Source organism: Stenotrophomonas sp. T8 (assembly GCF_051853085.1).
GTDB lineage: Bacteria > Pseudomonadota > Gammaproteobacteria > Xanthomonadales > Xanthomonadaceae > Stenotrophomonas > Stenotrophomonas sepilia.
In genome coordinates this window covers 325,310-339,224 of the sequence record NZ_CP195329.1, presented here as the reverse complement: position 1 = coordinate 339,224, position 13,915 = coordinate 325,310, and the positions used below count along the sequence as shown (strand labels likewise).

The following is a 13,915-nucleotide window of genomic DNA, read 5'->3' as shown; positions in this document are numbered from 1 at the left end:
ACCCCGGCTCACAACTTCAGGTCGAGCAACCCATCACCCAGATCCTCGTCAGACAATGTCTGCTGGATCAGGGCCCGATGCGCCTGCTCGCTCCACAATTCGAACTTGTCGCCCATACCGAGCAATACCGCCTTCTTCTCAATGCCCACCGCACCGCGGTGGCTGGCGGGGATGCTGATGCGACCGTTGCCGTCCAGCTCCAGATGGGCGGCCGAGCCGACCAGCTTCTGCTGCAACAGGCGCACGACGCGCTGGGTGTTGGGCTTGGACATCACATCGTCGCGGACCCGTTCCCATTCCGACTCTGCGTACAGCCACAGGCAGCCGGCTTCGAACGGGTTGTAGGTCAGCACGAGACGGTTGTTGCTGGCGCGCGCGACGAGGTCGCGGTAAGCGGTGGGAACCGCCATGCGCCCCTTGTCGTCAACTGTGATGGCCGTCTCGCCCTGGAACACGACGCCTGCACCTTGTCCTTCGCCCGGTGAAACATTGAACCACGAAAACCCACAAAACACCCGGATTTCCCTCTGATGCCCACCTTAGCAGCGGGCCGAGGGTTGTCAACAACTTTTCAGCAGGGAAATCGCCAGCCGCATCAATGGCTTGCAACAACCTTTAGAGACTTGTTCAAGGCTTATCCACAAGTTGCTGATCCGTCTCAATTTTTGAGATTGAACGGAAGTTCAGGGGCGTGGACGGGGTGTGAAACATCGGCCGCGCATTCATCCGAGCCGTGCCGGAAACGGCGCCGGACTGCGCAAACGGTGCACAATGAGGCCATGTGCCTGCTTGCTCTTGGCTGGATGCACCACCCGCGCTGGCGGCTGGTGATGACCGGCAACCGTGATGAGTTCCACGCCCGCCCCACCGCGGCGCTGGCCACCTGGCAGGATGAGACCTCCGTCATCGGAGGACGCGACCTGCGCTCCGGCGGTGGCTGGGCCGGAGTCGGCGCCTCGGGCCGGATGGCGGTGGTCACCAACGTCCGCGACCCGCTGGCGGCCCAGACCGGACCGTCGCGAGGCGCGCTGGTGGCCGACTTCCTGCGCGGCCGCGACCCGGCCGCCGTGCATATCGACCGCTTGGCGACCGTGGCTGGCGCCTACGCCCCGTTCAATCTCCTGCTGGCCGATAGCGACAGCCTGGAGTACCTGGGCAACCATCCCGCCGAACGGCAGACGCTTGGCCCGGGCGTACACGGCATGTCCAACGGCGCGCTGGACGCGCCCTGGCCGAAGACCCGCAGGTTGATGGCGGCCCTTGAAGCCTGGCTGCAGGAAGACGGGGTCAGATCCCTTTCGCAACGCGAAAGGGATCTGACCCCGGACCTGACCCCGCTCTGGAATGCCTTGGCCGATGAACACCGCCCCGCCGACAGCGACCTGCCCGACACCGGCATCGGCCTGGAACGCGAGCGCTGGTTGAGCCCGGCCTTCATCCGCGGCGACGACTACGGCACCCGCGCCAGCACCGTGCTGCTGATCGACGCCGACGGCCACGGCGAGATCCACGAACGCCGCTTCGGCCCGCAGGGTGCACCGAGCGGACAAAGCCACGTCATTTTCTGACCCGGTCGTGACGGCCCCTGGCCGGATGCTCTTGGCGGGGGTAGTGCCGGCCGCTGGCCGGCAGCCTTTGGATGCTCGGATTCGCCATGACGCTGCCGGCCAGCGGCCGGCCCTACCCGCAGCTTGCTGTCGCGATCCACGTGACGGCGGTCGCCATCGCAGCGGGCTTGAAACGTCATTCAGCTTCCAGCCGCGACCGCAATGTGCCTGTGCCACAGGGGTTCCGGCATTCCAGCCCGCCCACTGTGTCCTTTTCGCATTTGGCACTGTGTCTATAAATGTCGGCCCTGACCTCCCAGGGTGGTCGCGCCCGGCATCACGCCGCGCGATCGACCGCAACCACAAGGAGGCCCCATGCGCCGCATCCTCATCCTGCTCGCCACCCATCTGCTCACCCTCGGCCTGGGCTTCGGCCTGGGCGTCTATCTGCTGCCGATCCTGATCGCCCCCGATGACCCGCCGGTCGCCCAGGTACAGGCCGCAATGAAAGACGCCACCTACCGCACCACCTTCCGCCGCGACCTCAAAGGCAGCGATGCGGTGCACTGGGCCGAAGGCAAGGTCAGCGTCAGCGCCACCCAGGTCGCCTTCGACGGGAAGATGGGACCGGGCCCGGATTACAAGGTCTATCTGGTTCGCGATTTCGTCGACAACAAGGCCGACTTCCTGAAGATCAAGGCGCAGGCCCAGCGCATCGGCGAGGTAAAGACCTTCAACCGCTTCCTGGTCGAGGTGCCCGCGAACGTGGACGTGGACGACTACACCACGGTGGTGGTGTGGTGCGAGCGCTTCTCGCAGTTCATTTCCGCCGGGCAGTACCGCACGCCGGGCTGAGGACCGCGCGACGTCGAGGTAGTGCCGGCCGCTGGCCGGCAGCACTCTGTCCGCCACTGCTGGCATCGTGAAGCTGCCGGCCAGCGGCCGGCACTACAGATGCGCGGTTCATGCATATCGAAGAAAGAGGCGGAGCCGGCCGATAAGCCGGGTTCTGTCGTGGACAGTCATTCCTCTAGGCGTTACGTCACCGCAACGCTCAAGCAACCTACCCGGATCCAACGCGGGCCGCGCCAAAGGATCCCTATTTGGTCTTGCTCCAGGTGGGGTTTGCCGTGCCGGTCTGTTGCCAGACTCGCGGTGCGCTCTTACCGCACCATTTCACCCTTACCGGCCTTCCGAAGAAGACGTAGGCGGTATCTTTCTGTTGCACTTTCCGTCGGCTTGCGCCGCCCAGGCGTTACCTGGCACCTTGCCCTATGGAGCCCGGACTTTCCTCGGCACCCCCGAAGGGATGACGCGACTGTCTGGCCGACTCCGCCAGCGCGCATTCTAGCGTACGCACGCCTTTCCTGCCGTGCCGATCGCGGCGTCCGGTTCATCCATCCACGCGTGGCGTGGCTCTAGCGATGCCGCTGCCTTGGTGGGTGCGGATTCCGATCTGGTGGGTGCGGACCTTGGTCCGCACGATCCATCAACTACCGTACAGCGCCTTGCGCGGCGCACCGGTCAGTTCCGCAGCCAGCTTGGCGGCGGTCGACGGCGGCAGGTGCTCGCTCAGCTTCGCGTAGACGCGGCGGCCGTGTGCCAGCTGCGCTTCCTCATCGTCACCCGCCCCCTGCACCATCACCACGAACTCGCCCTTGCGCTGGTTCTCGTCGGCCTCGACCCTGGCCAGCAGGCCGGCCAGGTCACCATCAAGGACGGTCTCGAACAGCTTGGTCAGCTCGCGGGCCAGCACCGCCGGGCGCTCGCCGCCGAAGATCGCCGCCATGTCGGCCAGCGACTCGGCGATGCGGTGCGAGGATTCGTAGAACACCATCGTGCGCACTTCGCCGGCCAGCGCCTGCAGGCGGTCGCGGCGACCGCTGGCCTTGGCCGGCAGGAAACCCTCGAAGCTGAAACGGTCGCTGGGCAGGCCGGCCACGCTCAGCGCGGCAATGGCGGCGCAGGCGCCGGGCACCGGGCTGACCTTGATGCCCGCCGCGCGCGCGGCACGCACCAGGCGGAAACCGGGGTCACTGACCAGCGGGGTACCGGCATCGCTGACCAGCGCCAGCGACTCGCCGGCCTGCAATCGCGAAACCAGGCGCTGCGCCAAGGCCTCTTCATTGTGTTCGTGCAGGGCCACCAGCGGTTGCTGGATGCCGAAATGGGACAGCAGCTGGCCGCTGCGGCGGGTGTCCTCGGCACAGATGGCCGCCACCGAACGCAGCACCTCCTGCGCGCGCGGGCTCAGATCGGCCAGGTTGCCGATCGGGGTGGCGACGACGTACAGGGTTGGCACACTCATTTCAGCGGTACTCACGGGGCAAGGGTAGAATCGTAGCGTGTACCCGGCCAAGGCCGCTGCCCTCATCGCATGGACCCGATCATGAACAAGCCCGCCGCACGGATCTCCGCCCTGTCGTTGTCGCTGATGCTGCTGGCCGGTTGTGCCACCACCAGCCTGACCAGCACCCCCGATTCGCCGGCCCAGAGCCAGGCGCTGGCGCTGATCGAACAGGGCAAGCCGCGCGACGCCGCACTGCAGCTGGAAGGCCTGGCCGCCACGCTGCGCGGCGGCGCCCGCAGCAACGCCCTGGCCGATGCCGCTTGGGCCTGGCACCTGGCCGGCGACAGTGCCCGCGCGCGCAGCCTGCTCGGCCAGCTCACCGCACGCCAGCTGTCCGGCGCCAGCCTGCAGCGCTACCAGCTGACCGGTGCCGAGCTCGCCTTGGCCGACAAGCAGCCGGCGCAGGCACTGGCCCTGCTGAAGGACCACGGCGACAACGTGCTGCCGGCCCTGCGCACGCGCTGGTACCTGGCCCGCGCCAGTGCCCTGCAGGGCACCGGCGATGCCTTCGGCGCCGCCACCGAGCGCGCCCGCGCCCATTCCAGCCTGACCGGCAGCGCGCGCAGCGAGAACCAGGCCGCCATTGCCGGCCTGCTCGGCACCCTCGACGACGCCACCCTGCGCAGCCGTGCCGCCGCCCTGCCGGCCAACGACCCGCTCTACAACTTCGCCGGCCGTGCACTGATCGCGCGCGGCCTGCCGCTGCCGCGCCCGTTCGACCGCGATGGCGCGGCCCAGTTCGACACCAGCAAGCGCCCGCCGGCGATGAGCGACGGTTACCGCCCGCCGGCCAAGCTGGCCGTGCTGCTGCCGCTCAGCGGCCGCCTGGCCACCGCCGCACAGCCGGTGCGCGATGGCCTGTTGAGCGCTTATTACGGTGAAAGCCGCCGCCGCCCGGACATCAACTTCTTCGACACCGCCGGCACCCCGGCCGGTGCCCTGGCCGCCTATGACAAGGCCGTCGCCTCCGGTGCCGACTTCGTGGTCGGTCCGCTGGGCCGCGACGAAGTGGACGCCGTGTACGGCCGGCAGCAGCTGCAGGTGCCGGTGCTGGCCCTGAACCGCGGCAAGGACGCACCGCCGGCCGGCAGTGCCGGCTTCTCGCTGGCACCGGAAGACGACGGCATCGTCGCCGCCGAGTACCTGCGTGGCCGCGAGCGCGGCAAGGCGCTGGTGATCAACAGCGCCGATGACACCGGCCGCCGTGCCGCCGCCGCCTTCGCCCAGCGCTTTGCGCAGCGCGGTGGCCAGGTGGTGGCCACGATCGGCGTCACCGATGCCGTCGGCGATGTCGGCGCGCAGGTGCGCAACGCCGGCCAGGTCGATGCCGTATTCCTCGCCGTGCGTGCGCCGCAGGCGCGCCTGCTGGCGCCGCAGCTGGCGCTGGCCGGTGCAGGCGGCGCGACCCGCGTTGGCACCTCGCAGCTGACCGTTGGCAGCGGCAAGGTGGAAGAAGACGTGGCGCTGGACGGCATCGTCTATCCGAACGAAGCCTGGAACGTGCGCAGTGTGTCCGGCCTGCCGTCGGCCAGCCAGGTGGCCAGCACCCTGCCGAGCGCACGCGGTGCGGCCGGCCGCCTGTTCGCCTTCGGTGCCGACGCCTGGAAGATCACCGCCTACCTGGACAAGCTGTCCAACGAAGGCGGCCTGGACGGTGCCACCGGCACCCTGTTCCTGGACAGCAACGGCAACATCCTGCGCCAGCCGGCCTGGTCGACCTTCAATGGCGGCCGGCCGATGCCGATCGTCGGTGGTCGCTGAGCGCAGCCAACGTGGCTCGGCGGTGGAAGCCGCCGCCGAGCAGCATCTGCAACAGGCGGGACTGCAGCCGCGTGCGCGCAACGTGCGCTATCGCGGCGGTGAACTGGACCTGGTGATGGACGATGCCGGCACCGTGGTGTTCGTGGAAGTGCGCTACCGCGCGCGATCGGATTTCGGCGGTGGCGCCGCTTCGGTCGATGCGCGCAAATGCCGGCGCCTGGCCCACGCCGCGCAGCTGTACCTGCAGGACCACCCGGCGCTGGCCAATGCGCCCTGCCGTTTCGATGTGGTCGAAGCCACCGGCGAACCGCCGCAGCTGCATTGGCTGCGGGATGCGTTCCGATTGGATGACTGCTGATGGCTACTCTTTGCCGGCCAGCGGCCGGCACTACCCGTCGGACCTGCAGCCGGCCCGCGGCCGGTACGACCATGGTGCGTGACTGATGCCGTCGATCATCACCCATGCCGCTGTGCCGCTGGCGCTGTGGTGCGCCGCTGATCGTGGCCGCATCCCGCCGCGCCTGCTGGCCGCCGGCGTGATCGCCGCCATGCTGCCCGATGCCGATGTACTGGCCTTCGCCCTGCACATTCCCTATGCCGATGCCTTCGGCCATCGCGGCGCCAGCCACTCACTGCTGTTTGCCGGCGTGCTGGCAGCATTGGCCGCGGCGTTGGCGTTCTTGGGTAGTCGCCGACCTTGGTCGGCGGATGTGTGCCAACCAAGGTTGGCATCTACCGTACAAGCCGCTGTATTCGTCTTCGCCTGCGCCGCCAGCCATCCGCTGCTCGATGCGATGACCTCCGGTGGTCTGGGCGTCGCGCTGGCCTGGCCGTGGAGCGAACAGCGCTTCTTCGCGCCGTGGCGCCCCATCCGCGTGTCACCGTTCGCGCCACAGTTCTTCAGCGCACGCGGCGTGGCTACCCTGCTCTCCGAACTGCGCTGGGTGTGGCTGCCACTGGCCGGCGCCGTTGTCGCCTGGAAACTGATCCAACCCGCTCCTGCTGCCTCACGAGATCCGTCATGAGTCCTGCCCTGCCTGCTGCCCTGGTTGCCGAACTGTCCACCCTGCTGGGCACGGAGGGCTGGCGCATGGATGACGGCGCGCTGGAGGCGAATGCGCAGGACAACTCATGGCGCCATCAGCGGCCGGCCGCAGTGGCGTTTCCGGCGGACATCGAGCAGGTGCAGGCGCTGGTGCGTGCATGCCGCGCGCATGGCGTGGCGCTGGTCGCGCGCGGTGCCGGCACCGGTACCACCGGTGCCGCGGTCCCGCAGCCGGGCAGCATCGTACTCTCGTTCACCCGCATGGACCGCATCGTCGAGATCCGCGCCGGTGATCGCTGCGCGGTCGTGCAGCCGGGCGTGTTGAACGGCACGCTGCAGCAGGCGCTGGCGTCGCACGGCCTGTTCTGGGCGCCGGACCCGTCCAGCGCCGAGATCTGCAGCATCGGCGGCAACCTGGCCTGCAATGCGGGCGGCCCGCGCGCGGTAAAGTACGGCACCAGCCGCGACAACGTACTGGGCCTGGTGGCGGTGACCGGCACCGGTGAGGTGATCCGCTGCGGTGGTGCCTACACCAAGGACGCCACCGGCTACGACCTCACCCATCTGCTGGTGGGCAGCGAAGGCACGCTGGCACTGATCGTGGAAGCCACGCTGAAACTGACCCCGCTGCCGGTCAGCCAGGCCGGCCTGCGCGTGCTGTACCGCGATGCCGATGCTGCTGCGGCCGGCGTGTCGCGGTTGATGTCGCAGCCGGTGGTACCCACCCGCCTGGAATTCATGGACGCGCGCAGCCTGGAGCTGCTGCGGCTGAATGGTGCCGATGTGCCGGAGGCAGGCGCGATGCTGCTGGTCGAGGCCGATGGTGACCACGACACCCTGCCTTATCTGCTGCAGGCACTGGCCAGTGCCGCCGAAGGCGACGGCATGATCGAGCTGGACGTGGCGATGGAGGGCCGCGCGCGCGACCAGCTGTGGGCCGCACGCAAGGCGCTGTCGCCCGCGCTGCGCAGCGTTGCGCCGGGCAAGATCAATGAAGACGTTGTGGTCCCGGTGTCGCGCATTCCGGAGCTGGTAGCCGGCGTGCAGGCACTGGCGCGTGACTACAGACTCACCATCGTCACCTTCGGCCATGCCGGCAACGGCAACCTGCACGTCAACATCCTCTACCACCCGGAGGATGCCGACGAAAACACGCGCGCGCATGCCGCGTTGCCAAAGATCTTCGAGCTGACCCTGGCATTGGGTGGCACATTGTCCGGCGAACATGGCATTGGCCTGGCCAAGCGCGATTTCATGGCACAGGCTTTCACCCCGGAAACGCTGACGGCGATGCGCGCGATCAAGGCCGCACTGGACCCGGACGGCATCCTCAACCCGGGCAAGGTGCTGCCGCCGGCATAGACCGCGCACATTCCTTCGCACTCCTGTAGAGCCGAGCCCATGCTCGGCGGCTCTTCGACCAGATCGCGATGAAGCCCGCGCTGCGCGCGCGAGCCGAGCGTGGGCTCGGCTCTACAACCACGTGTCGTTCACCCTCACACTCCTGTGGAGCCGAGCCATGCTCGGCCCCGCTTCGGCCACATCGCGATGAAGCCCGCACCGCGCGCAAGCCGAGCGTGGGCTCGGCTCTACACCGGCGTGTCGCCTGCAATATCGATCAGGGTCTGCCGGAAGCTGGGCAACAGCACGCGGTTGCCATGCCCGCTCAGGTGATCGTTGTCGAAGAACAGCGGCTCCCCGTCTTTCACCGCCGAACAGGTCGTTGGCCCGCACAGCAGCGGCAGCGGATCCCACACCGTCAGCGATGGATAGCGCACCGCCAGTTCGGACAGCAACGCCATCTGCGGCGCGCGCAGCCTTTCCAGGTCGGCGCGCGGCATGCTCAGGCCACCGGCACAGGCCGGGTTGCGGCGGTTGAACCAGTCCGAACAGCGGTACGCACCGGCCTTGAACAACGGCAGCGGCGCATCCACAACCACGTGCACACCCAGCTTCTGCAAACGCCCCAGCACTCGATCGGCTTCATCGCGTGCAGCTTGTGCATGCGCGGGCGTGCGCTCGGCCAGCAGTTGACGATAGATTTCCTGTGCATCCTGCCGCCGCCAGTCGAATCCGCGCAGCTCCGGCATGCGCAAGGCCGCCAGCAGCACGATGTCACCCGGGCGTGCCTCGCGCTCGATGGTCGACAGCGTGTGCTCAATGAAGTCCTGGCAATCGGCTGGACTGGCCCGCAGCAGATTGACGAAGCTGCAGCCGCCGCGATCCTGCTGGCGCACCTCCATGCCGGTCTGGCGCGCGACCATGCTGGTCATGGTGCGATACGCCGCCGCGTGCGAATCGCCGGACACGAACAGGCGCCGTCCTTCAAGCGCCGGCGCACTCACCGGCTCTAATGGGCGCCACGCGGGGTAGCGACGCGCCTGCCATGCATAGCCGTCACGGGTAACGCTCAGCGAGACCTGCTCGTGGTACTCCACGGTGGCCCAGGCACCCGCACCACACAGCGCCACCACCGGCAACGCCATCGCCAGCACCTTGGCCGGTGCCAGGCGCAGCAGCGGCGCCGCACTGCGCAGCGGACGCTCGATGAAGTGATACGACGCAGCTGATACCGCCAGCAGCAACACCGGGTACAGCCACAGCGCGGCACCGTGCAGGCCGTAGGTCCAGCGCAGCAGCACCAGCAGCGGCCAATGCCACAGGTACAGCGAATAGGACAACCGGCCCAGGTAGGCCAGCGGTGCGCAGCCCAGCGCGCGGGCGAGGCGCGATGTCCCCGGCGCCGACACGCTTGCCAACAGCAGCAGGGTACCGGCCACGGTGGCCAGCACACCCGGCACCGGCATCGCCAGCTGCGGGGCGATCACCACGCCTGCGGCCAGCAGCGTCAGGCCGGCCGCTGCAACCGCACCACCGTTCTGGCCCGGCGTACGAGTACGCATCCACTGGTACAGCAGCGCGCCCGCAGCCAGCTCCCAGAACCGCGCCGGCAGCAGATAGAACGCTGCCGCTGGTGCCGTCTGCGCCTGCCAGCCCGCCCACGCCAGCGACAGCACGGTGAGCCCCGGCAACAGCCAACGCGACCACGGCCAGCGCTCACGCCCGCGCAGCCAGACGAAGAACAGCAGCGGGAAGACCAGGTAGAACTGCTCCTCCACCCCCAGCGTCCACGTGTGCAGGAACGGGTTCAGTTCCGCGCCGGGTGAGAAGTAATCGTCCTGCTGGCCAGCCAGCACGATGTTGCTGAAGCCGACCAGCGCGGCCCAGCCGGTCTGGTCGAACTGTTCATTGCGCCACGCACGGGGAATGAACAGCGCAGACAGTATGAAGGTGGCCACCAGCATGACCAGCAGCGCCGGCAACAGGCGCAGCACGCGGCGCCGGTAGAAGTCGAGCAGCATCGCGCTCAGTGACGCAGGCGTGCGCGAGGCCAGCGACTGGCTGATCACGAAGCCGGACACCACGAAGAACAGGTCCACCCCGGTGAAGCCACCCGGTAACCAGGCTGCGTTGTTGTGAAACAGGATGACGGCCAGCACCGCCAATGCACGCAGGCCATCGATGGCAACGTTGTGGGAACGTTCGGGAGCAGACATGCGGGTGACCGGCAGCGAGCGATCCGGCAGCATCGCCACCGTTTGCGCAGTCATTCAATGGACGATCGCGACAGGGCGGGACATGGTTCAGCTCCGGTCCCAGTTCGCCCCTGCGGGAATGTCGTAATCACCACACTGACGGCGCGCCGCACGTCTGCAACGTTTTCGAATTTCCAATCTTTCTCATTGGCATACGTGGCACTGCATGCAAATCATCTAGCGCCACCGACAACGGGTGGCACGGGCTTCCAATCCCGTTAGGTTGATGTGTTGGTTACGCTTGCCTGCCGGCGCCGCTCTTTCCTTGTTGGGTGGCGTCGGCAGGCATTCTGTCCGCGCTTACATGGCGGGCGGTGCGTGGGGGCCTCGTGCCCGCCGGCGCTTCTACATCGACCTCCGGTATTGGAACCACGCACCGTCCGCCACCCTCGCTGTTAAGCAGGGTGGCCCCTTGCCGCTTGCACAAGGACGCCGCCATGACCGATTCCCCCTACCCGCACCTGTTCGCCACCCTGGGCGAGGCCGCCACGCGCCTGCCCGATGACCTGGCCCGCACGCTGGAAGACACCTTCGTCGCGCTGCAGAGCGGTAACAGTGCCGGGGCCATTACCCTGCAGGCCTGCCTGCAGCACATCCGCCAGGGCGACGCCGCCGATGGCCAACCATGGCCCGGCAACAACCGCACGCCCGGGCAACGCCTGGCCCTGGCGCGCATCGACCGCGCCAATGCGGGGCTGAGTTTCCTGCTGGAACTGCTGCACGCCACCGAACGCGTACGCGTGGATGGGGATATCGACCAGCAGATGGGCGATGGCGCGCGCGAAGGGCTGCTGCTGGCCTGCCGTGGGCTGGCCGAGTACGTGGATGTGCAGCTGCGGGCGGCGTGAGCATCCGACGAAGAGAAGTGCGGGTGAGCGCTCAGTTCAGTTGCACGCTGCGCGCAATTGCAACGATTCCGATGGCTCGTCATCACAGGAGCACCAATGGTGCGCACTTCTTTTCAGGGAGTGTTTCGATGCACAAGATGATGGTTCCGCTCACCCGCTATGCGCAGTTCACTGGCCGCGCAAGCCGCAGCGAATTCTGGTGGTTCCAGTTGTTCATCATGATCATTTCGATCCCGCTGTATCTGCTGAGCTTCTATGCCGGCTACAGCGGTTCGCAGGGCCCGGCGCTGGTCGTCACCGGCCTGGGCGTAGTGATGTGGCTGGCATTCGTGTTGCCGTCCATCGCGGCCACCATCCGCCGCCTGCACGATACCGATCGTTCGGGCTGGTGGTTGTTGCTGGGGTTCGTGCCGTTCGTCAGCCTGGTGCTGCTGGTGTTCCTGCTGCTGCCCGGCACGCCGGGTGGCAACCGCTTCGGTGCGCCGGTTCCGCACGTGTAACCAGCCCGCGTTGGTAGGTGTCGACCTTGGTCGGCACGGCGTTGCCACCGGCGGCTGACACCTCTGTGCCAACCAAGTTTGGCACCTACCAGAGCAACATCGATGTGCTTCACTTGGGGTCAGATCCCTTTGCGGCGCAAAGGGATCTGCCCCCTCCCCGAAGGTTGACCCAGCAGGGCAGTACCGCTGCTGCTACGCGAAGTGCTGGTAACCGCCGTCGGCGGCTTCGCCGTCCACGTGCACCCCCTGCCCTTCAGCGATACGACCGATGCGGGTGAGCGGCACGTCCAGCGATTCGGCCAGGTAGTGCAGTGCGTCGCGCTGGTCGGCGGCGGCGGTGAAACACAGCTCGTAGTCATCGCCACCGCGCAATGCGCAGTCACGCGCACCGTCGCGGCCGAGCAGTTCACGCAGTGCGTGCGAGATCGGCAGCGAATCGGCATCGACATGTGCGGCCACGTTGCTGCGCGTGGCGATATGACCGAGGTCGGCCAGCAGGCCGTCGGATACATCCACCGCCGCGTGCGCGAAGGCCCGCAGGCGCAGGCCGAGGGTGACGCGCGGCGTCGGCCGCAGCAGGCGCAGGCGCAGGCTTTCGTAGTCGGCCAGCAACGTGGCGGTGGCGATGCTCAGTGCACCCTGCTGCCACAGGCGCAGCGCGCCGGCGGCGTCGCCCAGCGTGCCGCTCACCCAGATGTCATCACCCAGCTGCGCGCGGTCGCGCCGCAGGGCCTGGCCGCGCCCGACCTGGCCCATCGCGGTGACCGACAGCGAGAGCGGGCCGCGCGTGGTGTCACCACCGATCAGCGCGATGTCGTGCTGGTCGGCCAGGGCGAAGAAGCCATCGGCAAAAGCCTCGATCCAGTCTTCAGACGCTTCCGGCAATGACAGGGCCAGCGTGCACCACGCCGGGCGCGCGCCCATCGCGGCGAGGTCTGACAGATTGACCGCCAGGGTCTTCCAGCCGATGTCGAAGGCCGGGGTTTCCACCGGGAAGTGCACGCCGCTATTGAGCGTATCGGCGGTGACCACCAGTTGCTCGTTGGCACGCGGCTGCAGCAGCGCGGCGTCGTCACCGATGCCGAGCAGGATGTCGTCGCGCTCGAGGGTGCGGGCGCGGATGCGGTCGATGAGGGCGAATTCGGCCAGGGACATGGGGCGTTCCCGCTGTTGTACGTGCCGCGCAGGGCGCGGTGGGCGGTAGTGCCGGCCGCTGGCCGGCAACCTCAGGATCCCTGCAGCTGCCGGCCAGCGGCCGGCACTACCACAGGTGGGTCAGTGACCCGATTCGACCTTGCGCCATTCCACGGCGGCACGATCCAGCACGCCGTTGACGTAGGTATGGCCATGTTCGGAACCGAAGCGCTTGGCCGATTCGATGGCCTCGTTGATCACCACGCGGTACGGCACGTCCAGGCGGTAGCGAAGCTCGTAGGCGGCCAAGCGCAGCACCGCGCGTTCGATCGCGTCCACTTCCTCGATGCCACGGTCCAGGTACGGGCCGAGCGCTTCGTCGATGTCGCGACGGTTGTCGAGCACGCCATGCACCAGCGCTTCGAAGTACGCCAGGTCGGCGATTTCGCGGGCCTGCTCGTGGGCGAACTGGGCAATCAGCGACTGCGCGTTGCCGCCGGAGATCTGCCAGGCGTAGATGGCCTGCACGGCACGACGACGGGCGCGCGAGCGCAGCACCGGATCGACGCCATCGCGGCGGATGGGTTTACCGGAGGGCTTGCCCTGGGTGTTCTTGTTCATGGCAGCTGCTCCAGAAGATTGACCATTTCCAATGCGGCGAGTGCGACTTCCTCGCCCTTGTTGCCGTGGCTGCCGCCTGCGCGGGCCTCGGCGTCTTCAACGCGTTCCACCGCCAGCACGCCGTTCAGCACCGGCACGCCGAAATCCAGCTGCACGCGCATCAGGCCTTCGGCACAGCGGTCGGCCACGTGTTCGTAGTGGCGGGTGTCGCCACGGATCACGCAGCCCAGGGTGAGGATGGCGGCGTGTTCATGCGCGGCGGCCAGGCGTGCAGCCACCAGCGGCAGTTCCCAGGCACCCGGCACGCGGATCACGTCGATGTTGGCTTCGGTGATGCCGTTGCCGGCCAGACTCAGGCGGGCGCCTGCGACCAGCGCGTCGGTGATGCGGGCGTTCCAGCGGCTGGCCAGGATGGCGAAGCGCGCCGACTCGGGAGTGCGAAGATCGCCTTCGTAGTGGCTCATATGCGGCTTGGGGGACTCGATAAGGGGGTAATTCTAGCGTGGATGGGCC

Annotated in this window: 14 protein-coding genes and 1 other RNA gene; 8 read left to right on the top strand and 7 right to left on the bottom strand. The window is 67.8% G+C overall.

From position 1 onward, the window contains the following. Positions 1-8: 8 nt before the first annotated feature. Positions 9-455, bottom strand: a complete 447-nt coding sequence (gene mraZ / locus ACSDHM_RS01500) for a division/cell wall cluster transcriptional repressor MraZ (protein WP_004143635.1) — start codon at positions 453-455, stop codon at positions 9-11. 324 nt (positions 456-779) lie between these two features. Here mraZ and ACSDHM_RS01495 point away from each other — a divergent pair, with 324 nt between their 5' ends. Both ACSDHM_RS01495 and ACSDHM_RS01490 read left to right on the top strand, forming a co-directional pair. Next, positions 780-1,568 (top strand): NRDE family protein, encoded by a 789-nt coding sequence (locus ACSDHM_RS01495; RefSeq protein ID WP_088497848.1) that lies wholly within the window; start codon positions 780-782, stop codon positions 1,566-1,568. A gap of 354 nt (positions 1,569-1,922) precedes the next feature. Continuing rightward, positions 1,923-2,402 carry a DM13 domain-containing protein gene (locus ACSDHM_RS01490; protein WP_005415283.1) on the top strand — a complete coding sequence of 160 codons (480 nt, stop codon included), beginning with the start codon at positions 1,923-1,925 and terminating at the stop codon, positions 2,400-2,402. A gap of 127 nt (positions 2,403-2,529) precedes the next feature. On the opposite strand, the gene rnpB is transcribed toward ACSDHM_RS01490, so the two are convergent. Continuing rightward, positions 2,530-2,881, bottom strand: an RNA gene (rnpB, locus tag ACSDHM_RS01485) — RNase P RNA component class A. Positions 2,882-3,036: 155 nt separating this feature from the next. Further along, complete coding sequence (gene rsmI, locus ACSDHM_RS01480) at positions 3,037-3,855, bottom strand: 16S rRNA (cytidine(1402)-2'-O)-methyltransferase (RefSeq protein WP_061478399.1); 819 nt, start codon at positions 3,853-3,855, stop codon at positions 3,037-3,039. A gap of 81 nt (positions 3,856-3,936) precedes the next feature. On the opposite strand from rsmI, the gene ACSDHM_RS01475 reads away from it, so the two are divergent. The 4 genes from ACSDHM_RS01475 (at position 3,937) to ACSDHM_RS01460 (ending at position 8,065) form a co-directional block, all read left to right on the top strand. Then, the gene (locus ACSDHM_RS01475; RefSeq protein ID WP_088497867.1) at positions 3,937-5,658 is read left to right on the top strand and encodes a penicillin-binding protein activator; all 1,722 of its coding nucleotides are present in this window, start codon (positions 3,937-3,939) and stop codon (positions 5,656-5,658) included. Further along, complete coding sequence (locus tag ACSDHM_RS01470; RefSeq protein ID WP_049439300.1) at positions 5,648-6,016, top strand: YraN family protein; 369 nt, start codon at positions 5,648-5,650, stop codon at positions 6,014-6,016. The genes ACSDHM_RS01475 and ACSDHM_RS01470 overlap by 11 nt, the downstream gene beginning before the upstream one ends. 85 nt (positions 6,017-6,101) lie before the next feature. Further along, positions 6,102-6,683, top strand: coding sequence for a metal-dependent hydrolase (locus ACSDHM_RS01465; protein WP_072167843.1), 582 nt, complete (start codon positions 6,102-6,104; stop codon positions 6,681-6,683). Next, positions 6,680-8,065 (top strand): FAD-binding oxidoreductase, encoded by a 1,386-nt coding sequence (locus ACSDHM_RS01460; RefSeq protein ID WP_072167842.1) that lies wholly within the window; start codon positions 6,680-6,682, stop codon positions 8,063-8,065. Before ACSDHM_RS01465 ends, ACSDHM_RS01460 begins: the two co-directional genes overlap by 4 nt. Before the next feature lie 227 nt (positions 8,066-8,292). Here ACSDHM_RS01460 and ACSDHM_RS01455 read toward each other — a convergent pair whose 3' ends face one another. After that, entirely contained in the window at positions 8,293-10,314 is a 2,022-nt protein-coding gene (locus ACSDHM_RS01455) for an acyltransferase family protein (protein ID WP_439426589.1), read from the bottom strand. Between the two features lie 422 nt (positions 10,315-10,736). Between ACSDHM_RS01455 and ACSDHM_RS01450 the strand changes: the two genes are divergently transcribed. Next, positions 10,737-11,147: a hypothetical protein gene (locus tag ACSDHM_RS01450; RefSeq protein WP_439426588.1), complete on the top strand. Its 411-nt coding sequence runs from the start codon at positions 10,737-10,739 to the stop codon at positions 11,145-11,147. A gap of 128 nt (positions 11,148-11,275) precedes the next feature. Then, positions 11,276-11,647, top strand: a complete 372-nt coding sequence (locus tag ACSDHM_RS01445; protein WP_088497844.1) for a DUF805 domain-containing protein — start codon at positions 11,276-11,278, stop codon at positions 11,645-11,647. A 192-nt stretch (positions 11,648-11,839) separates the two neighbouring features. Here the strand turns inward: ACSDHM_RS01445 and thiL are convergent, their stop codons facing one another. The 3 genes from thiL to ribH all read right to left on the bottom strand — a co-directional run bounded on the left by thiL (position 11,840) and on the right by ribH (position 13,866). Next, positions 11,840-12,802 carry a thiamine-phosphate kinase gene (thiL, locus tag ACSDHM_RS01440; RefSeq protein WP_334272054.1) on the bottom strand — a complete coding sequence of 321 codons (963 nt, stop codon included), beginning with the start codon at positions 12,800-12,802 and terminating at the stop codon, positions 11,840-11,842. 120 nt (positions 12,803-12,922) lie between these two features. Then, positions 12,923-13,402, bottom strand: coding sequence for a transcription antitermination factor NusB (gene nusB / locus ACSDHM_RS01435; protein ID WP_072167837.1), 480 nt, complete (start codon positions 13,400-13,402; stop codon positions 12,923-12,925). After that, positions 13,399-13,866 (bottom strand): 6,7-dimethyl-8-ribityllumazine synthase, encoded by a 468-nt coding sequence (gene ribH, locus ACSDHM_RS01430; RefSeq protein ID WP_005415267.1) that lies wholly within the window; start codon positions 13,864-13,866, stop codon positions 13,399-13,401. Before ribH ends, nusB begins: the two co-directional genes overlap by 4 nt. Positions 13,867-13,915: the final 49 nt, after the last annotated feature.